Source organism: Streptomyces sp. NPDC020965 (assembly GCF_044333555.1).
GTDB lineage: Bacteria > Actinomycetota > Actinomycetes > Streptomycetales > Streptomycetaceae > Streptomyces.
This window is the reverse complement of record NZ_JBIRRE010000006.1, coordinates 397304-416533: the sequence shown is the minus strand read 5'-3', so window position 1 is coordinate 416533 and position 19230 is coordinate 397304. Positions and strand designations below refer to the sequence as shown.

Sequence of the window (19230 nt, the reverse complement as noted above, 5' to 3'; positions counted from 1 at the left end):
CCTCCCTGTTACCTGGCGGGCTGCCCGGCCGCGAGCCACGCCAGGTGGAGCCGCCAGTCGGGCACGCCGACCCCGTCGAGTACGGGGACCAGTCCCTTGCGCTTCATCGGCAGGACATGGGTGCCGACGATCACCACGTCCCAGGTGTCCGGCGAAAGCCCGGCCAGCCGGACGGCTTCCAGCAGCCTCGGGTAGCCGTCGGGGGAGCGGGCGGCGAGCCGAGCCGCGCGCAGCTCGTCCCGGATCGCCGGGGGGAGCGGCGACTTCTCCGCTTCCGCGACGGCCCGCTTGAGCCGTTCCGCCGCCGGCCCGAAGGTGAGGTCCCGCCGTGGCACCTCGGTGTGGAGCTGCTCGGCCAGTTCGCGCGCCCGCCCCGAACGGTCCTCGCCCGCCAGCGCGCAGGAGTAGACGTGCTCCCGCTGGGCCGTGTCGAAGTGGATGCCCAACTCCCGTGCGACGTCGGCTGGTTCGTCCGGGGTGTGAACGAGGTTGAGCAGGTAGCTGTACCGGCCTAGCTCATATCGCAGTTGGCCGGGAACCCTGGCCAGGGGGTCCGTCGGGCCCTTGCGCTCGGTCATGACGACCGACGCCGGCACGGCGTCGTCCTCTTCCACCACCGGGCGCACGACGAGCACCACCGCGTCGCAGGAGTCCAGGAACATGTCGGCGAGACGGCGCCGGTGCGGGGTGGCCAGATTCCACTGGTAGTACCAGAGTGACCGCACGACGGTACGGCTGAGCCGGGTGCGCTCCGCGGCCACGATCCGGAAACCTTCCGCGGTCAACCAGTCGACCGTCGCCGGGATCCGCCTGCTGACCACCGCGTCGGGCTTGAGCAGCAGCACGGCGTGCCGGTGGAGAAAGCCGTTCACGTCGGCGGTGAGGGCGCCGAGCTGTTCGAGACTCTCCAGGAAGTAGGTGTCCGAGGCGAACAGGGCGCGCTTGTGGGGATCGCAGCTGAGGGCGGGGGAGACGTCGTCGCCGAACGGACCGCCGTCCGCGGTGCCTTCTGTCATCGGCCTGCTCCGTCCATGACGGTGGTGTCCGGTCCCGTGATGTCCAGCCCGGTCAGCACATCGGTGACATCGGCCAGCGGTGCGCCCAGGTAGCCCGCATCCAGGCAGTGGTCGATCAGCCCGCGCAGGAGGTCCTGACCGTTCCCGGGCCTCGGGGCGCCGAGCGCTGCCGTGTGGGAGTCGTCGAACGTCATCCGGCGGCGGAAGTAGCTCTCATACAGTGCGACGACCCGCTCGTAGTACGGCCGTTCCCGGGGCGGTAGCCGTCGCGCGTCGAAGCTCGTCGGGGGGACGAACCGCGGCACGTGGAACGAGGGGTACTCCGCCATCACATCGGAGAAGTCCCGCAGGGTCAGCGCCGCGCCCACCGCGTGGAAGGTGCGGCCCGCCGCCTCGTCGAACCGCTCGGTGATCCGGGTGGTGACGTCCGCCACGTGGTCGACGGGCACCAGATCGAGCCGCGCCTCGTACTGGCCGGGGATGGAGCGGACCCTGCCCTCGGTGACCAGCTTGAGGACGACGTAGATGTTCTTGTAGTCGCGCACCACACCGGTCCGCCCGTCGCCGACGACGATGCTGGGACGCACCACCGCGGCCCGTACTCCGTCGGCCCGGGCCCCGCGCACCAGCATCTCGGCCCGGAGCTTGCTGGCCTCGTAGGCACCGGCGGGCCGCTGGTCGTCGTCCGGTTCCGTTTCGAGGATCAGTCCGTCGCGCTCACCGCACACATAGGCGGTGCTGACATGCACGAGACGGGCGCCGCTGACGCGGGCCAGCTCGACGACGCGCGCGGTGCCGTCGACGTTGACCGTCCGGTAGTCCGCCTCGGGACGACCGAAGTCGGTGATCGCGGCGCAGTGCACGATCCGGTCGACACCGCCGTCGGCCAGCGCGCCGTACCCGGCATCGGACAGACCGAGCCGGGGCCGGGTGACATCGCCGCGTACCCGTCCGACGGCGGCGTCGAGGGGAGTGCCGTCATTGCCCACCAGCACCGGGTTGTCGTGGACCAGGGCGGTCACCTCGTGCCCGGCCGCCGCTAGCCGGGCGGTGACCTCCGCGCCGATCAGCCCGGCCGCGCCGGTCACCAGGACCCGCAGCGGCCTCATCGGGCCGCCTCCTGTCGCCGCGCCGCCGTCACCAGGCGCACGACGTCGCCGAGCGTGCTGACCGCGGCGGCGTCCTCCGGGGCGAGTTCCGGTAGGCCGAAGCCCTGTTCGAGTGCCATCGTCAGCTCGATGAGCCGGAGCGAGTCATAGGCCAGATCGGTGACCAGCCGGGTGTCGTCGGCCAGTTCGACACCCGTGGCGGGCGCCATCGCGCCGACGATCGCGTACACCTTGCTCCGCGCCTCGTCCTCGATCGGTCGGGGCGGGTCCGTAGGGGATGTCAACGTTCCTCCAGCGTGGTCAGGCCGAGGCTGCATGGGGTTGCGCCCCTCCGTTGGCCAGCAGATCGCTCGCCTCGTCGATGGGCAGGTCCGCGTCGAGATGCGCGCCGAGGCGCAGCCAGTCGTAGCCGATCTCCAGGGTCCGCCGCCATCCGTCCGAGGAGTCGAAGGAGGACGGGAAGCCGCCCGCGCCCGTGGCACCGCGGACCAGTGCGACGAAGTCGTCCAGCGACGCCAGCGCCCCGGCGCCCTGGGCGGTGGAGCCGATCGTGAGGGTTTCGAGGTGCGCGGCCCGCGCCCGGATCCCGTCGACGTCCGGGCCGGCCGGAAGGAGCGACAGCCGGAGGACGACCTCCGAGTCCGGCGGCAGCGGATTGACGGCGTAGGCGCTGAGCAGCCCCCGCAGCGCGAACCGCACTATCCTCCGGGCACTGAGCTGGGCGACCCCCCACTGACCGCGGTCAAGGGCGCCGATGAGATCCTCGCGGGCGTTCTCCACCACCACGTTGGACCACACCAGGGTCATCGCGGCGGCACTGAACCGGCGGGCGGGCACCGGCACGAGATCGACCGCCTCTGCACCAACGGCCGTCGCTCCGCCCACGCCGACAACGGGCCGCGCAGTGCTCGGCGGCGGGGTGACATCGCCCGAGGGGGCGGCCAGCGGCATCCCGGGGACGATCGGGCCCTCGCCCCGCCACGCCACCCGGATCAGGCCGAACCGCAGGAACTGGGCGATCAGTGGGCCCGCCTCCGCCGCGCCCGCCGCGGCCAGCGCCTGCTCCAGGGTCCGACCGAAGACGAGTGAACGCCAGACCCGCGCCGCCCGGTCCCCGAGGACGAACACATCCTGCCGACCGCGTACGACATGCACGCGCTCACCGGTCTGCCACGTCGTCACCTCGCCGGCCCTCGCCACGGTGATCCGCCCGGAACCGGGCGCGGCGCCCGAGACGCCCAGATCCGCCGTCAGCCGGGCGCCCGCGGAGACGTACTCGGCCGCGCCGAGACCGGAGACGTCCAGCGACGCGAGCGGCCGATACCGGGCGGACAGCGGATCGTCACCGATCCGGTCCAGCTGCAGGGGCAGCCACTTCGGCTCCAGATAGGTCTCCCCCCGATCGGCCGCCCATGCCTTCACCGCCTGCAACAGTCCGGCCTCGGTCCAGGCCGCGGCCTCCCGCTCCTGGCCGAGCCGCCGCAGGGCGAGTGCGTACCGGATCGACTGACGTGCCGCGTGCGCCCACCAGTCGCGCACCGCGGCTCGGAAGTCGTTCAGGGACATCAGCCCCTTGACCCTCCCCACCAGCTCCGGATCGCGCAGCGGGAAGCTGCCCAGCAGCCGCTGACAGCGGTTCAGCAGATCCTCCGCGGGCCGGCCGGCCCCGACCGCCGTGATCGCGGCGAACTGCTCCGTGACCTGCCGTACGGAACGGGCCCTGATCTCGACCCGCCGCCCGTCCACGAACAGCAGCGACGGCATGGTCGGCAGTTCGGCGTCGCCGTCGGCGATCAGGAGGAAGTCGATGTCGGACGACGAGTTTCCGAAGCCCTCGGCGATCGAACCCTCCAGCACCACGGCGCAGCCGGCCACCGAACGGATCTGCGGGAAAGCCTTGTCGAAGAGGTTCTGCAGGTACTCCTCGCTGAGGATCACACGGGACTCCCGGTCGTGGTGGGGGCCGGCCCGAGGACACGCGCGTCCCTGAGGCGGCCCGTTCGCAGCTGTTCCCACATCTGGCGCCGCTTCGGCTTCCCGCTGGACGTCCTGCTGATCAGTCCACTGCCACCGACGACGACGCTGATCGCGATCTCCTCCGCGAGGGCCCCGCGCAACGCTCTGGTGGCCTCCGCCACCCACGCGCCCGCGGCCTTCTCCGCGAACAGGGTCACCGTCGCCGTGCCGGTGCCCCCGAAGCCGACGACCGCGCACTTCTCCCGGGCGATCCCGGTCGCGGAGACCACCCTCGACTCCAGGTCCTCCATGAAGACGCTGCGCCCGTGCGCCTTGAGACTGTCGCCCATCCGGCCGAGCACGAACAGTTCGCCCCGGTGGAGGAAGCCGGCGTCCCCGGTCCTGACGCGGCCGTCGACGAACCGGGTGGAGCCGGTGCGCCCGGCGTGGTAGCCACCGGTGACCGAGGGGCCCGTCACCTCGATCTCGCCGAGGTGCCCCGGCGGCAGGTGCGTCCCCTCCTCGTCGACGATCGCCACGCCCGCTCCGCCGCCCGGATGTCCGCAGCCGATCACCCAGCCGTCGTCGGCACCGTCGGCACCGGCTTCCGGGGGGCCGGCGCCCGCGAACACGCGCTCCGCCTCGATGGCGACGGGGCCACCGAACCGCAGATCGCGGCCGTCCACCCGCACGATCGGCGCGGGAGTGTCCCGGGACCGCATCGTCACCGCGAGCGTCGCCTCCGCCAGGCCGTACGACGGGAGGTAGACGGACGAGGTGAACCCGGCGGGCGCGGCGAGCGCGGCGAAGTGCTCCAGCGCCCGGGGGTCGATGGGCTCGGCACCGACAATGGCGTTGCGCCACGCGGAGAGGTCCAGCTCCGCGAGCCGGTCGCCGAGCCGCCGGGCCGCGTACGCGAACGCGAAGGGCGGGGCGGCCGTGTGCGCGGCGACGCCGAATCTGCCCAGCCAACGGGCCGGATCGCGGATGAACTGCTCGGGACGCATGAGCCACAGGTCGTCCTGGACGCTCACGGGCGTGAGCAGACAGCCGATGAGCCCCATGTCGTGGTGGAGCGGCAGCCAGGACGCCGTGGCGTCGCCCGCGCGCCAGCCGAGCCGGTCCCGGATCAGCCGGATGTTGGCCTCCAGGTTCGCCCAGGTGACGCGCACACCGCGCGGCCTGCTGCTGGAGCCCGAGGTGAACTGGAGCAGGGCCGGACCGCCGGGGGGACGGACGGCGGCCTCCTCTCCGTCGTCCCGCCAGATCCACGGCTCGCCGGGCACTCCGGCCGCGGCCAGTGCCGCGGCGGCCAGCGGCGCGAGGCCCTCGGCGGTGATCGTGACGGCGGCCCCGGCCTGCCCCAGGATGCCCGCGGCGTGCTCCACGTACGCATCCCGCGCGGCGAACGCGGGCGGGGGGACGAGGCAGACCGTCGCCCCCGCGGCCCAGACGCCGAAGAGCGAGGACAGACAGGGGAAACCGGTCGGCAACAGGACGCACACCACATCGCCGGGTCCCACCCCCAGGGCGGCCACCGAACCGGCCACCCGCCGTGCGGAGGCGGCGATTTCGGGGTACGGGTGGAGGACCCAGCCACCTCGGTCGTCCGCCAGGTGGATGCCCCGGCCGCCGTCGCCCCGGCCGGCCCGGACGGGCTCCGCCAGCCAGGCGAGCAGTTCGTCACTCATCCGCCGCACCCTTCGCGGTCCCGGTTCCCGCCGCGCCAGGCGTTCCGGTCGGCACGTCGGCCAGGACCGTCACCGACCCCGTCGCTCCGTCCACCCTCAGCCGCATACCGGTCTCCAGCTCCGTCATCACGCCCTTGACCTGAACGACCGTCGGAATGCCCAGCTCTCGGGCGACGATCGCCACATGCGTCAGTGGGCTGCCCCGTTCGATGACGAGTGCCGACGCCGACGGCAGTGCGGCGACCCAGCCCGGATCCGTGCGGTAGGTCACCAGCACACCGCCGTTCACATCCACGGGCGTGTCCGTGACCACGGCACGAGCCTCCACCACCCCGGGGCAGCACGGTGTCCCGCGCAGCTCCCGGACACCCGTGCGCGCCCCCGGCCCCGGCGTGAAGCCGGCCCGCTCCAGATTGCCGCGCCAGTAGGGAGCCCCACGCGTGATGAACCGGGACGGCACGGACAACCGCTCGTCCGCGGCCCGCTGTCGCCCGCGCAGTTCCACCAGGCTCCGCAGGTCGGTGTGGACCGTCGTGCCCTCGTAGGCGCCGCGCACCTCGTCGAGGTGCAGGAGGAAGACGTCGTTCCAGTCATCGATCGCCCCCATCCGGGCGAGGTCCCGGCCCATCGCCCGCAGCATCCGTTTCGCCGAGCCGAACGCGCGGGTGCGGCAGAACCTCAACCGCTCCCGGTTGTACAGCGAGCTCCGCGCCTTGCGGCGGACGATGTCGTAGACCAGCCGGCGCGGCCCGCGGAGGTGGGCGTCCAGATAGGCGTCCGCCGCCCGGTCGGGGGCGGTGTCCACCTCGGGCAGCGCGGTGCGCACCATCGCGAACAGGGTCGAGGGGTCTTCCCGCAGGTCGGGCACTTCGAGCTTCAACTCGTCCAGGCTGCGGTAGCCGTACGCGGCGATGTACGCGTCCACCGCCGCGAGGAATCCGGAGTGGCCGCTCTCGCGCAGTGCCTCATAGGCGCGCTCGGCCGGGGTCTCCCGGACGAGGCGGTCCAGTTCCGCGTCCGCGCGGACGGCGGCCGCGAGACGCGCCAGCGCACGGGCGGGTTCGATGGACTCAAGACGCGGTCCCGGACTCGCGGCGCTCCAGGTGAGCCACTCGGGGGCGTCGGGCAGCCAGCGCCTGTGCAGCAGGGCGAGCCCGCCGATGGACCACAGGATCGCCGCGTCCAGGGCCTGCATCGGCCCCCACTTCTCCAACAGATCCTTCTCCAGGGCACGGAAACGCCGGTAGACCTCCTGCCCCTCCAGCGCGTCGTAGTCGACGTTGTCGAATTCCTGGTACGCCGAGTAGAAATACGCCATGAAACGCTCGACCGAGCGGTTCATGGTGAGGAAACGGTGGACGAACGCGGCTACCGTCCCGGCCCGGGCCAGCCGATCACGTGGTGCGGACGAGACGGTGTACGGACGGATCGTCTCCGCCGTTTCCTCGTCGAGTTCTTCCTCGACCCCGATAGCGATCTCCAGGACTTTCCTGTTGAGTCTGTACAGCGGTGCTATGCGCACCATCCGGTACCAGTTGAGCAGGTTGTAGTACACCCGGCCGTGGAAACAGCCGAGCATGTATGGGGCCCATTCCCCGATCTCGCGCAGACCGGCCGGAGGTACGCGCAGGCTCCGGGCGTAGTTCTCGTAGACTTTTCCGTAGACATGGGCCGCGAAGGTGTAGGTCAGCGGTGACACGATTCCGGAGAAGCTCTCGACGATATTGGCGTTGTCCCAGATCCGGAGTTCGCCCGCGCCCGGCCCCGACGCACCGTCCGACGGCACGACGTGATCCGGCAGCGCGGTGATGGGACGGGTCTGAAGAATCCACAGGACATCGCCCGCGAACGCCCACTCGATGTCCTGCGGAACGCCGAAGGCCGCGTGCACACGCGTCCCTGCCTGGTGCAGTCGCGCCAGGTCCTTCGGGGCCAGCGACAGCTTCGCACGCTCGGCCGGCGGCACCTCACTGACCAGGCATCCGGAACCCGCCGGGTCCGCGTGATAGCGCTCCCGCTTGTCGCCCAGCATGGTCCCGGCCACCCTGCCCGTGGCGGCGTCGAGGGTCACGTTGTCGGCGTCGATGGCCCCCGAGACCAGGCCCTCCCCGAGCCCGTAGACCGAACTGACCACGAACCGGCGCCGGTCGCCGCTCACCGGGTCGGCGGTGAATATGACGCCACTGCGGCTGGAATCCACCATGTCCTGGACGACGACGGCGATACCCGCGCCGAGCAGCGGCAGCCCGTGACGCAGCCGGTAGCACAGCGACCGCTCGGAGAAGACCGACGCCCAGCACTTCTTGACGTGCGCCGTGACCTCGTCCAGCCCGGAGATGTTCAGGTAGGTGGCGAACTGCCCGGCGAAGGAGAGCAGCGAACCGTCTTCCTCGGCGCCGGAGGAACGGACCGCGACCCGACCGCGCCCCACCCGCGCGTACGCGTCCTCGACGACCGACGCGGCCCGGTCGTTCAGCGTCCCCGACTCGACGAGTGCAGCTAGCTGCCCGGAGACGCGTGCCGCGGTGTCCTGGGTGGTCCCGGCGAGCAGGGCCTCGATGCGTCCCGGCTCGTCGAGCGCGGCGAAGAACTCCTGGAACACATCGAGACCCACCACCGCCCACCGGGGAACGTCGAGACCGTTCTCCGAGAGTGCGTGGAGATTCCTTCCCTTGCCGCCTGCCGTTCGGGCAACCAAACCTGCAGGACTTTCGGCGACTATGGCTCGCATAAGACCCCATGATCTCCGAGGATCTATGGTCTGAAGTGCGATCCGTGTGGCCGGTGAAATGCTCTGGGCCACAACGGTACTCCAGTGAAGATTCCGCAGAGATTAGCCTGGTCGTCGAACGACTGCCACGAGCCCCGCTCTTCGTCTAGGGATATCCCTAACGACCCGTGACCCGGGAATCGGCGGACGGCCGGTCCGCACCTAGGATCCCCGTAAGGTACCGCCCCGCTTCCTGTTCTACCCCCTTTGCTCTCCCCGGCAGTCGGCGGATCCGCAGTGCGTCGGCCCCATGGCCGTCGCTCCCGCGGACGGTGAACCGGGCAGATGCCGGAGAAAGGAGAAGAGCGATGCATCCCCTTCCCCCCGGATCGCGGCAGCCCGCCTTCCTACAGACCCTGCACATGCGGGATCCGGTCCGTTACTTCGAGACTCTGCGGCGGCGCCACGGTCCGGTGTTCCGTATGAAATTGCTCGGATTCCCGCCCCAGGTGGTGGTCTCCACCGCGGAGCTGGCCGCGGAGATCTACCGCACCGACGGCGACGGCGGCAGCCGCGCCGGAGCACTGCGCGCGGGATATGTGCCGTGGGTGGGGCGGCACTCGCTGCTCACGAACGACGGCGAGGAGTGGTGGCGCCATCGCAAGCTGCTCAACCCCGCCCTGCACGGGCGGTCCATCGCGGGTTACCCCGAGATGATCGCGGAGATCGCCGCTGCGAACATCAGGACCTGGCCGCTCGGCAGGCCGTTCGCGCTGCGTGAGCACATGCAGGCCATCACGCTGGAAGTCACCGTGCGGCTGGTCTTCGGGGTCCGGGACGCCGGGCAGGGAGCCCGGCTGCGGGCCGCGCTCCTGGGCCTGTCCAGGGCCAGTGGCTCCCCGGCCCTGTTCCTGACACCCGCCCGGATGCGTACCTGGGCGGAGACGTCACCGCTGGCGATGCGCCTGCCGTTCCTGCCGACGACCCGCGCCATGCGGGCCGCCAACGCGGTCGACGACGTCCTGTTCGCCGAGATCACCCGGCGCAGGGACGAGGAGGACGACGAAGCCACCGACGTACTGGGACGGTTGCTCCGGGCACGGGACGATCAGGGTCACCCGATGACCGACCAGGAGATCCGCGACGAACTGCTCACCCTGCTGGAGGCCGGCCTGGAGACCACGGCGACCGGCCTGTCCTGGACCTTCGAGCGGCTGATGCGCAACCCGGAGGCACTCGGCCGACTACAGGACGAACTGGAACAGGGCGAGGGGGATGCCTACCTCGACGCGGTCGTCAAGGAGGCGCTGCGCTCCCGCCCCGTGATCTTCGGCATGGGGCGCCTGTTGGACAGGCCGTTGCGGCTCGGCGCGTACGAGATCCCGGCCGGCTGGGTGGCCATCCCGATGTTCTCGCTCATCCTCCAGGACAGCGCGGTGTATCCGGACCCCGAGGAGTTCCGTCCGGAGCGTTTCCTCGGCGAGAACGCCAGACCGGCACAGCGGTCGTTCCTGCCGTTCGGCGGTGGCCGCCGCTACTGCGTCGGCGCCCAACTCGCCACGATGGAGATGAAGGTCATCACCCGTGAAGTGCTCAGGCAGGTGCGATTGACACCCGCCGACCTCGCGCCGGAGACCCAGCGAATGTGGCACGCCTCCCTCATCCCGGGCAGGAACGCCGTCGCGGTGGCCCGTGAACGTCCCATGCGGCGGGGGCCATCGGCCCAGGAGTCGGCGTGCCCCGTGCATCCGGCCCCGCCGGAGCGGTGATCCGCGGGGAGGCGGCTGTTCCGCTCACCACTTCTCCGATTGCCGGTCTGATGATGTTCATGCAGCGGACAACGGCGAAGGCAGAGTACGCGGAGGCAAGGTCCACCCTCGATCCGCCCGGTTGCCAAGGCCGAGAGGGAAATGCGGCCAGCGGAAGTCGGCAGCGTCACCATCAGAGCCGAGAAGGGTGACCGACAGCCGCCACCGCGAGGAGCCCCAGCAGGCAGCAGGCACTTCCACCAGGCCGTCGAGGAGTTCGACGGCCGAGGCGGCAAGGCTGTCCATGGGCCAGGGCTTCCACGTCGCGACGGTCGCGGTTGTTCCGCGGCCGCCGCCGGCCGGTCCGGGCGGGCGGCGCCGCACCACTGCTCTCCGGGGTGCCCGGAGCCTCATCCGGTCACGGTCACGCGGGGGAGAAATCCACCCGCTCCGCGCGGTCCCCCCGATTACAGAGGGCGTAGGACGCGGCGGGCGCGTTGGAGATGTATCCACCGGTGGTGTAACGGGCGCCGGTCACGACGTTGTGGCAGCTGTTGACGGCTCGGTAGCGGCCGGTGTCGCACTGCACCGCGCCCCGTCCGTAGTAGAGGTGGCCGCCCTCGGAGACCATCTCCCGCCAGAAGACACAGCCGTTGATGCCCGGGGCCGTCAGCTCAGGTACCGCATGAACACTCTCGGCGCGGTGGCCGCTGCCGCACGAGGCGATGTTCGTCTGGCGGGGGTTCGACCAGCCGCCGCCGTAGGTCACATAGGCGGCGTCGCTCTGCATGTTGCGGCAGACGTTCTTGGCCTGGTAGCGGCCGGTGTCGCACTGGACGGCGCCCCGGCCCCAGTACATCGAACCGCCCCCGCTCACCCACTCGCCCCAGGTGACACAACCGGTGGTCTCGTTCGTGGCCACGTCCGCCACGACATGGACGGACTCCGCCTGATGCCCGCTGCCGCACACGACGGTGGCCACGCCGGGCGCGTACCTCGGCGAACCACCGTAGGTCACATAGGCGCCGCCGCTCTGCATACTGCGGCAGACGTTCTTGACGTCGTAACGACCGCTCTGACAACGCGCGTTGCCCCGGCCGAAGTACAGCGTGCTGCCACCGCCCACCCACTCGGCCCAGGTCTCGCACCCGGCGGGATTACTGGCCACCCTGGCCTGACCGGCCCCCGCGGCGGCGGAGAGGGGGGCGGGGGGTGGCGCCCCGTCCGGAGCCGCCTGGGCCGGAGCGATCATCATGGACATGCCGATCACGGCGGCGGAGAGCAACAATAACCAGCGCTTTATCACAGTGACTCCTGAGAAACGGTGAGGTTGGCGTTACCCGGCATCGACGGTAGCACCGGCGCATCTCCCGCGACACGGTGCGAACACCCCTCGTGGGGGCGGGACGCGAGGGGCCTCCGGTACGCACCGGAGCCAGGTGCCCGAGGCCCAGCAGGCGCCGGACAACTCCTCTCCCCACCTCCGGCGAATCACCGCGTCGGGGTCACCGGGGTCTCGGTTCGGATCACACCGATCGGTGGGCGGGAAAACCGGGCCGGGCCGCACAAGACCGCGCCCCGCCCGGCTGACAAGTTCACGACGCGCTCTCAGTCCGGGTAGGTGAACTCATCGGCCGGACCGGTGTGCGAGGTCGCCACGCCGACCGTCACCGTGACGTCCACGGTTCTCGGGTCGTCGAGCAGCGGTGGGGCGCCCTCGTGTTGATCGAGGTCGGGGACGCGACGCCGACGTGCTCCGCGGTGGTCTCCCCGAAGTGCACGGTGGTTCCGTCGACGACGAATCCCGAGCCGTCGATGGTCACCGGAGTACCGGCCCCTCCCTTGTTCGGCCCGACCGCGGTCACGACCACGGGCGCGGGGGCGGGGGCGGCGAAGGTGATGAGCGCGCACCGGGGCCCACCCATGCAGCCTCGGATGGGGCTCGTGACCGGGCGTCACATCTTGATCTCGTCAGTCTTGTCCTGCCAACCAGCGGCTCGGCGAGTTGAGGCAACGGCCCCCGGGTGTACGGGTGCGGGAGGCGGAAGTGCGAGGGCCAGGGGTCTCCGCGGACGGGCCGTGGTCCCCTCGGCGTCCGCCTGCCACCGGGGAGGTCGCTAACGGCGGCCCAGTGCGGTGGTGAGGGCAACGTCCACCAGCGCTGCCAGCTTCACGTCGTCCTGTTCCGTTCGGGCCCAGGCGACATGTCCGTCCGGCCGGATCAGGGCGGCGCGCACGCCCTCCCAGCCGTCCGGGACGTGGTCGAGTGCCCCGCCCCGTACGGTGATCCGGTCCTCTCCGCGGTCGGTGAGTACGCCTTGGCGTGTCAGGTCGAGCAGCAGGTACGCGTCCGCCCGCAACAGCGCGAACAGGTCGGTGCCCGTGGTGGTGAAGGCGAGGGCGGGCGCGCGAACGCCGGTCAGGGGGTGCGCGTTCGGGTCGGTGGCGGGGTAGGTGACGTCGAGCCCGGTGAGGCGCCCGGCCAGTACGTCGCTGAACTCCTTCGACTCCGGGGTCATGCGGCTGAGCAGGGAGCGCAGTGCGAGCCCTTCGGGAGTGAAGCCGTGGAACAGGTAGGTCTGGGCGCGGCTGTGCTCCATCAGTTGCTCACCGATCGGATACCGGTCGGTGTGGTAGGTGTCCAGCAGACCGTCCGAGGCCCACCCGTTGACGGTGGCGGCCAGCTTCCATCCCAGGTTGAACGCGTCTAGGTCGGTGACCTAGAAGTGATGGTGCAGTAAACTAGGTCAGTGACCAAGGTGCAATGTGGGGGGTCTAAACCGGCCAGGCCGATGCGTGTGAGGGAGCTGCCCGCCCCACCTCCCCTGGACGGCTCCGCGCTCACCCGATCGCGGGTCCGGAGACGCTTCGACCGCAGAGAGATCTCCGCCAGGGCGCGCCCCCTCCCGACGGGCTCGCCGAAGCCCTGCCGAGCCCGGGGTGCACCTCTTCACCGAGAGGTCATGACGAGGGCGGGGCGAAGGAGCCGACCCCCAGCCGGGGAGTCACACGGACCCGTCGGTCTGCTCTCTCACCCCACTCACGCCGCCGACCAGCGGCCCGGTGGGCTGTGTACCGCGTCGCAGCGGCAGTCGGAGCGTGAACACCGTCCGGCCGGGGCTGCTCGTCAATTCGATGGTGCCGCCGTGGGCGCGGATCAGGGAGTCCGCGACCGACAGGCCCAGGCCGCTGCCACCGCGGTTCCGGGTGCGGGCCTTGTCCACGCGGTAGAAGCGGTCGAAGACGCGTGCGCGGTCGGCGGGCGGGATGCCGGGGCCGGTGTCGGCCACCGTCAACAGGGCCTCGACGCCCGTCATCGCGACGGAGACCGACACCTCGGTGCCCGGTGGGGTGTGCACGGCCGCGTTGGCCAGCAGATTGTCCAGTACCTGGCGCAGGCGTTGTGCGTCCGCCGCCGGGCACACGGCGGCCGGTACGGCCGTCATCCGCAGCGGATGGCCGGGGTGGCTCGCCCGGAATGCGTCCGCGGCCTGGTGCACCAACTCCACCAAGTCCGTCTCCACCAGCCGCAGTGGGATCTCCGCCTCGGACGCGTCCAGTCGGGCGAGGAGCAGCAGATCGTCCAGGAGGAAGCCCATCCGGGCCGCCTCCGCGCGTAGCCGGGACAGATGCTTGTCGCGTTCCTCCGGTGCGTTCGCCGCCGCGTACTGGAACAGATCCGCGTAGCCGCGTACCGACATCAGCGGGGTGCGCAGTTCGTGCGAGGCGTCCGCGACGAACCGGCGCAGCCGCTGCTCGGCCTCCGCGCGCACCGCCAGCGAGTCGTCGATGTGCTCCAGCATGGTGTTGAACGCGGTGCGCAGTTCCTCCATCTCCGGCCCGCCGCCCCGGGGGTCGGCGCGCAGGGGCAGCCGGGCCGCCGACTCGGTCAGATCGTGCGAGGTGATGCGGTGCGCGGTGTGCGCCATGTCGCTGAGCGGCTTCAGTCCGCGCCGCAGCGTTCGCAGACCGAACACCACCAGGGCCAACAGTGCCAGTGCGAAGGCGATCACCTGGACCGTGATCAGCCGGGTGACGGTGCTCTCGATGTCGGTGGTCGGCGCCGCCGTCACCAGTACCACCCCGGGCTTCACCTCGCAGGCCCGCAGCCGGTAGGTGCCCTTCTGGCCGAGAGACCGGGTGTCGAAGATGTCGTCGGCCCGCGCGTGGGCCAGCCGCTCGGCGATCGAGGCGAACGCCGTACTGTCCTCGGGCAGCGCGGCCGGCTGCCGCAGCCGCGGCTCACCGTCGGAGATGTCGTACACCGCCTGGTACCAGCCCAGATACGTCTCCCGTTGGACCGCGCCGTGCTCGATGGCGTCCTTCGCCTGGACCACCTGAGCCGACTTCATCCGATCGCTGAGCTGCCGTTCCAGATAGTCGCGCATGTACGTCGTCAGCGCGGTGCCGACCACCGCGAACACCATCAGCGACAGCACTCCGAGGCCGAGCGCCAGCCGCGTGCCCAGACGCAGCCTGCCGTATGTGTGCCGCAGCCCGCCCAGTGCCCGCTTCACTCGTCGGCCCGTCGGATGACGTACCCGAAGCCGCGGACTGTGCGGATCAGCGGCTCACCGGTCTCGTCCAGCTTGCGGCGGAGCCTGCTCACCACCAGTTCCACGACGTTCGACCGCCCTCCGAAGCCGTACTCCCATACATGGTCCAGGATCTGAGCCTTGGTCAGCACGGTCGGGGATCGGCGCATCAGATAACGCAGCACCTCGTACTCGGTGGGGGTGAGGGTGAGGAGCTTGCCCGCTCGGCGCACTTCGCGGGTGTCCTCGTCCATGCAGAGGTCGCCCACCCGGAGCACTGAGCGCTGAAAACCGGGCCCCGTGCTGCGCCGCAGCACGGTGCGCAGCCGGGCCATCAGCTCCTCCACCGCGAACGGCTTGACCAGGTAGTCGTCCCCGCCCCGGGTCAGCCCCGCCACCCGGTCCGCGACGCCGTCCCGGGCGGTGAGGAAGACCACCGGCACCATCGTGCCGGAACTCCGCAGCCGGTCCAACACCCCGAAGCCGTCCACATCCGGCAGCATCACGTCCAGCACCACGATGTCCGGAGGGAACTCGGCCGCGAGCCGCAGCGCTTCATCGCCGGTGTTCGCCGTCATCGCGTCCCAGCCCTCGTAGCGGGCGACGGTCGCGACGAGGTCGGCGATGGGTGGGTCGTCGTCCACGACCAGCACTCGAACTCTGTCCACCCGTCCATACTGCGGCACGGCACCGCTCGCGCCAGACCCCGACGAAGATCCGGCGCCGATCGACAGGCACTTGTTAGCCGGGCGACAGGGGTTCGACAGCTTCCGCCCGCCAAGCTCAGGTGCGCACCGATTCCCGACCAAGGAGCTGCCGTCCGTGACGACTGTCGAAGCACGTCCCGGCCCCACCCGGGGCATACGGCCGAATGTGGTGGCCCGCACCGGTCTGTACGCCGTTCTCGTCGTGAACGCGGCTGTTGTCGCTGCCTTCTTCGTCCAGGGTGGCTTCGCCTCGAACGCTCTGATCGTGCTGGGCCGGGTGACCGGCCTGTACGCCGCGCTGCTGATGGCCTTCCAACTGCTTCTGGTGGCTCGGCTGCCCTGGCTCGACCGCCGGATCGGCATGGACCGGCTCACCAACTGGCACCGCTGGAACGGCCTTCTCCTGCTGTGGCTGCTGCTCGGCCATGCCGTCTTCATCGGGTTCGGATATGCCCGGCCCACGGGCCTGGATCCGGTCAATCAGATGGTCGATCTCGCCAAGACCGTCGAGGGTGTTCTGCGGGCCGTCGTCGCGTTGCTGCTGATCCTCGTGGTCGGCGTGGTCTCGGCCCGCTCCGCCCGGCGCCGACTGGCGTACGAGACCTGGCACTTCATCCACCTCTACACCTACCTCGCCGTGGTGCTGGCCTTCACGCACCAGGTCGCGGCCGGTACCTCCTTCACCTCCTCCGACCTCGCCACGGCCTACTGGTACGCACTGTGGGGCAGCGCGCTGGGCGCGGTGGTCGTCGGCCGGATGCTGTTGCCCCTGTGGCGCAACTGGCGGCACCGGCTGGTGGTCACCGCGGTCGTGCCCGAGTCGGACAACGTCGTCTCCATCTACCTCACCGGCCGTGACCTGGACCGGCTGCCGGCCCGCGCCGGGCAGTTCTTCCTCTGGCGGTTCCTGACCCGCGATCGCTGGTGGCAGGCCAACCCGTACTCCCTGTCGGCCGCGCCCGACGGCCGTACGCTCCGGCTGACCGCCAAGGCCGTCGGTGTCGGCAGTGCCGCCCTGCGCCATGTCGAGCCAGGCACCCGGGTCTTCGCCGAGGGCCCCTACGGCGCCTTCACCACCCTGCACCGCACCCGCCCGGACGCCGTGCTGATCGCCGGCGGTGTCGGAGTCACCCCGATCCGCGCGCTGCTGGAGGAACTGCACGGCCACGCCGTCGTCGTCTACCGCGTCGGCAGCGACAAGGACGCCGTCCTCCACCAGGAGATGCGTGAACTGGCCCTCGCCCGTGGCGCCGAGGTGCATCTGGTCACCGGCCCGATCAGGCCGGACCCACTCACCCCGCGCGCCCTGGCCGGGCTGGTGCCGGACATCGCCGACCGGGACGTCTACGTCTGCGGCCCGCCCGGCATGACCACCGCGGTCCTCCGCGGCCTGCGTGAGCTGGGCGTACCCAAGTCGCAGATCCATTGCGAACGGTTCAGCCTGGCCGGCTGATGGGGCGACGAATCGGCCCTGGCCGACACCCGTGGTGGGCACGGAAGCGGCCACCGAAGCGGCCACCGAAGCGACAAGGAAGTGACTGTGAAGCGAGTACTGCCCGTCCTTGCCCTGACCGTGATCGGCGTGATCCCGGTGTGGCGCTACGCCCCCTCCCACGGTAACGGCTCCACCGTCGTGGTGGCCCCGCCGCCCGCGCCCTCCCCGGCTACGGGGGCCTCCCGCGCCGGCGAGGTCGTCCTCACCGGGCCCACGATCGACACGGAGAAGGGTCCCGTGCAGGTCGAGGTCGTCTTCGAGGGCGAAACGATCAGTGCGGTACGGATGCTCCGGCAGCCGGACCATCCGCAGACCCACGCCGCGGTGCCGAGGCTCATCGAGGACACCCTGCGGGTGCAAGGGGCCGATGTCGACACGGTGTCCGGGGCGACCATCACCAGCGACGCCTACATGAAGTCCCTCCAGGCCGCGATCGACGCGAAAGGCAACTGACATGTACCGAGTCGAGCAGGTGATGGGATTCCCCGTCTCGCTCCGGATCGACGACGAGAACGTGCCCGAAGGACTCACGGACGCGGTGTTCGGGTGGCTGCGGGAGGCGGACGAGCGGTTCAGTCCGTTCAGACCGGGCAGCGAGGTGTGCCGACTCGACCGGGGGGAGATCGGGCTGGACGGCATCAGCGCGGATCTGCTGGAAGTGCTGGTCCTGTCGGAGCGGTACCGGGTCGAGACGGGGGGCGCCTTCAACATACGGCTGCCGGGGCGGGGGCTCGATCCCTGCGCGGTGGTGAAGGGGTGGTCCGTGCAGCGGGCGGTACGGATTCTGCGAGAGGCGGGAGTACGGAAGTTCTGTCTGAACGCCGGTGGCGATGTGATCGTCGGCGGAGGACCCTGGCGGGTGGGGGTGCGGCATCCCGAGATCGCGGATCAGGTCTGTGTGGTCCTGGAGCTCAGCGACGGGGCGGTGGCCACTTCGGCACGGTATGAGCGGGGAGATCACATCGTCGACGGGCGTACGGGTTCGCCTGCGACGGGGCTGCTGAGTCTGACGGTTGTCGCCCGTACGTTGACCGAGGCGGATGTGACGGCGACCGCCGCGTTCGCACTCGGCGCCGAGGGCATCGCCTGGGCCGCCGGGCGGGACGGGTGCGAGGTCTTCGCCGTCGACGGAGAGGGCCGGGTTCGGAGGAGCGGCGGATTGCCCGTCGCCGTCCGGGACGGAGGATCCGGGGGAGCCTGGCTGGCCGAACAGACGGCGGACCTCGCCTCCCCGACGCGCCCTCCGCTCAGTCCGGAATCCGCCCTACCGCCCGCACCTCCCCGCGTTCTCCCAGGAACGGCCACTGGCTTGCGGGCCATGACGGACCACAGACCCCATATGAGCCGTCGTTCCCTCCTCGCCGCGGGTGGTGCTGGCGCCACCGTCATCGGGTTGAGCGGGGTCCACCTCGCCAGCGCCAACTCGGAGCCGGCGGCCACCGTGCCCTCATCCGCCCCCGGCTCCCCTCCCGCGCCGGACCACCTGTCCCTGGTCAAGGAGACCACCGAGGGCCCCTACTACCTCGACTACGACAAGCACCGCGTCGACATCTCCGAGGGCCGGCCCGGCACACCGCTGGAGTTGCGCATCCAGGTACTGAACGCGAAGAACGGCAAGCCGGTGCCCGATGCGGCGGTCGACATCTGGCAGTGTGACGCGCTCGGCATCTACTCCGGGTACGAGGAGACCTCGGAGGCCATGAACGAGGGCGAGTTGGTGTTCGACGGCCCGATCCCGAAGCTGCCGCCGGACAGCAGGACCACCTACCTGCGCGGCTTCCAGATGACCGGCCGCGACGGCTGGGTACGCTTCCGCACCGTCTTCCCCGGCTGGTACACCGGGCGGACCGTGCACATCCACGCCAAGGTGCACACCAGGGGCGTCCTCCTGGACCGGGCGTACGCCCAAGGCGTCACCGTACACACCGGACAGGTCTTCTTCCCCGAGGACCTCACGGCGGCGGTCAGCAGGGTGCGGCCGTACACGCGGAACGACCTGCCCCGCACCATCAACAGCACGGACCCCTTCTACTCCGGTGACACGGCCGCAGACGGCCTGCTCACGGTGGAGTGGGACCGCGCCGACGCGACCAGGCCGATCCAGGCATCCATCAAGACCGCCGTCGACCTGGACGCCATCAACCCGGGACGGCGGGGCAACCCGCCACCCGGTCCGATCCGCCCGGGCCAGTGACGCCGGTCCTCCCGCCGCCTCCCCGCCGTACCGACTGCTGGTCGTCGGGGACGACGACAGCATCCGCAC

The 19230-nt window shown here is 70.8% G+C and carries 15 protein-coding genes and 2 pseudogenes; 5 read left to right on the top strand and 12 right to left on the bottom strand.

Annotation, left to right across the window (positions count from 1 at the left end; translation table 11 throughout):
• Nucleotides 1–8: 8 nt before the first annotated feature.
• From ACH4S7_RS20890 to ACH4S7_RS20865, 6 genes are read right to left on the bottom strand one after another with little or no spacing between them, the layout of a single operon-like run.
• On the bottom strand, nt 9–1016 hold the full coding sequence (locus ACH4S7_RS20890; protein WP_398522703.1) for a nucleoside-diphosphate kinase: 1008 nt from the start codon (nt 1014–1016) through the stop codon (nt 9–11).
• Complete coding sequence (locus ACH4S7_RS20885) at nt 1013–2125, bottom strand: SDR family oxidoreductase (protein WP_398522702.1); 1113 nt, start codon at nt 2123–2125, stop codon at nt 1013–1015. The genes ACH4S7_RS20890 and ACH4S7_RS20885 overlap by 4 nt, the downstream gene beginning before the upstream one ends.
• Complete coding sequence (locus tag ACH4S7_RS20880) at nt 2122–2409, bottom strand: phosphopantetheine-binding protein (RefSeq protein ID WP_398522701.1); 288 nt, start codon at nt 2407–2409, stop codon at nt 2122–2124. The genes ACH4S7_RS20885 and ACH4S7_RS20880 overlap by 4 nt, the downstream gene beginning before the upstream one ends.
• Before the next feature lie 16 nt (nt 2410–2425).
• Entirely contained in the window at nt 2426–4063 is a 1638-nt protein-coding gene (locus ACH4S7_RS20875) for a hypothetical protein (RefSeq protein WP_398522700.1), read from the bottom strand.
• A complete protein-coding gene (locus ACH4S7_RS20870; RefSeq protein WP_398522699.1) occupies nt 4060–5772 on the bottom strand; it encodes an AMP-binding protein in 1713 nt (570 codons plus the stop codon). The genes ACH4S7_RS20875 and ACH4S7_RS20870 overlap by 4 nt, the downstream gene beginning before the upstream one ends.
• On the bottom strand, nt 5765–8470 hold the full coding sequence (locus ACH4S7_RS20865) for a phosphoenolpyruvate synthase (protein ID WP_398522698.1): 2706 nt from the start codon (nt 8468–8470) through the stop codon (nt 5765–5767). The genes ACH4S7_RS20870 and ACH4S7_RS20865 overlap by 8 nt, the downstream gene beginning before the upstream one ends.
• Nucleotides 8471–8850: 380 nt before the next feature.
• On the opposite strand from ACH4S7_RS20865, the gene ACH4S7_RS20860 reads away from it, so the two are divergent.
• Nucleotides 8851–10251: a cytochrome P450 gene (locus ACH4S7_RS20860; RefSeq protein WP_398522697.1), complete on the top strand. Its 1401-nt coding sequence runs from the start codon at nt 8851–8853 to the stop codon at nt 10249–10251.
• Nucleotides 10252–10654: 403 nt separating this feature from the next.
• On the opposite strand, the gene ACH4S7_RS20855 is transcribed toward ACH4S7_RS20860, so the two are convergent.
• The 6 genes and pseudogenes from ACH4S7_RS20855 to ACH4S7_RS20830 form a co-directional block, all read right to left on the bottom strand.
• Nucleotides 10655–11536: a hypothetical protein gene (locus ACH4S7_RS20855; RefSeq protein ID WP_398522696.1), complete on the bottom strand. Its 882-nt coding sequence runs from the start codon at nt 11534–11536 to the stop codon at nt 10655–10657.
• Between the two features lie 361 nt (nt 11537–11897).
• Nucleotides 11898–12155, bottom strand: coding sequence for an IPT/TIG domain-containing protein (locus ACH4S7_RS20850; protein WP_398522695.1), 258 nt, complete (start codon nt 12153–12155; stop codon nt 11898–11900).
• 192 nt (nt 12156–12347) lie between these two features.
• A complete protein-coding gene (locus ACH4S7_RS20845) occupies nt 12348–12830 on the bottom strand; it encodes a hypothetical protein (RefSeq protein WP_398522694.1) in 483 nt (160 codons plus the stop codon).
• Nucleotides 12831–12833: 3 nt separating this feature from the next.
• Nucleotides 12834–12926: pseudogene (locus ACH4S7_RS20840) on the bottom strand (FAD-dependent monooxygenase); the annotation flags it as partial.
• 309 nt (nt 12927–13235) lie between these two features.
• Nucleotides 13236–14747 (bottom strand): sensor histidine kinase, encoded by a 1512-nt coding sequence (locus ACH4S7_RS20835; RefSeq protein ID WP_398522693.1) that lies wholly within the window; start codon nt 14745–14747, stop codon nt 13236–13238.
• Nucleotides 14744–15433, bottom strand: coding sequence for a response regulator transcription factor (locus ACH4S7_RS20830; RefSeq protein WP_398522692.1), 690 nt, complete (start codon nt 15431–15433; stop codon nt 14744–14746). The genes ACH4S7_RS20835 and ACH4S7_RS20830 overlap by 4 nt, the downstream gene beginning before the upstream one ends.
• A gap of 154 nt (nt 15434–15587) precedes the next feature.
• Here ACH4S7_RS20830 and ACH4S7_RS20825 point away from each other — a divergent pair, with 154 nt between their 5' ends.
• The 4 genes and pseudogenes from ACH4S7_RS20825 (at nt 15588) to ACH4S7_RS20810 (ending at nt 19161) form a co-directional block, all read left to right on the top strand.
• A complete protein-coding gene (locus ACH4S7_RS20825) occupies nt 15588–16925 on the top strand; it encodes a ferric reductase-like transmembrane domain-containing protein (RefSeq protein ID WP_398522691.1) in 1338 nt (445 codons plus the stop codon).
• Nucleotides 16926–17012: 87 nt separating this feature from the next.
• A complete protein-coding gene (locus ACH4S7_RS20820) occupies nt 17013–17420 on the top strand; it encodes an FMN-binding protein (protein WP_398522690.1) in 408 nt (135 codons plus the stop codon).
• A gap of 1 nt (nt 17421) precedes the next feature.
• Nucleotides 17422–18138: pseudogene (locus ACH4S7_RS20815) on the top strand (FAD:protein FMN transferase); the annotation flags it as partial.
• A gap of 147 nt (nt 18139–18285) precedes the next feature.
• Nucleotides 18286–19161, top strand: a complete 876-nt coding sequence (locus tag ACH4S7_RS20810; RefSeq protein WP_398522805.1) for an intradiol ring-cleavage dioxygenase — start codon at nt 18286–18288, stop codon at nt 19159–19161.
• Nucleotides 19162–19230 lie beyond the last annotated feature (69 nt).

What these genes read in the sequence shown, in the direction of transcription:
- ACH4S7_RS20845 (WP_398522694.1), bottom strand. Translation starts at nt 12,830, where the DNA reads ATGGAGCACAGCCGCGCCCAGACCTACCTGTTCCACGGCTTCACTCCC.
- ACH4S7_RS20870 (WP_398522699.1), bottom strand. Translation starts at nt 5,772, where the DNA reads ATGAGTGACGAACTGCTCGCCTGGCTGGCGGAGCCCGTCCGGGCCGGC.
- ACH4S7_RS20810 (WP_398522805.1), top strand. Translation starts at nt 18,286, where the DNA reads ATGACGGACCACAGACCCCATATGAGCCGTCGTTCCCTCCTCGCCGCG.
- ACH4S7_RS20860 (WP_398522697.1), top strand. Translation starts at nt 8,851, where the DNA reads ATGCATCCCCTTCCCCCCGGATCGCGGCAGCCCGCCTTCCTACAGACC.
- ACH4S7_RS20885 (WP_398522702.1), bottom strand. Translation starts at nt 2,125, where the DNA reads ATGAGGCCGCTGCGGGTCCTGGTGACCGGCGCGGCCGGGCTGATCGGC.
- ACH4S7_RS20890 (WP_398522703.1), bottom strand. Translation starts at nt 1,016, where the DNA reads ATGACAGAAGGCACCGCGGACGGCGGTCCGTTCGGCGACGACGTCTCC.
- ACH4S7_RS20850 (WP_398522695.1), bottom strand. Translation starts at nt 12,155, where the DNA reads ATGGGTGGGCCCCGGTGCGCGCTCATCACCTTCGCCGCCCCCGCCCCC.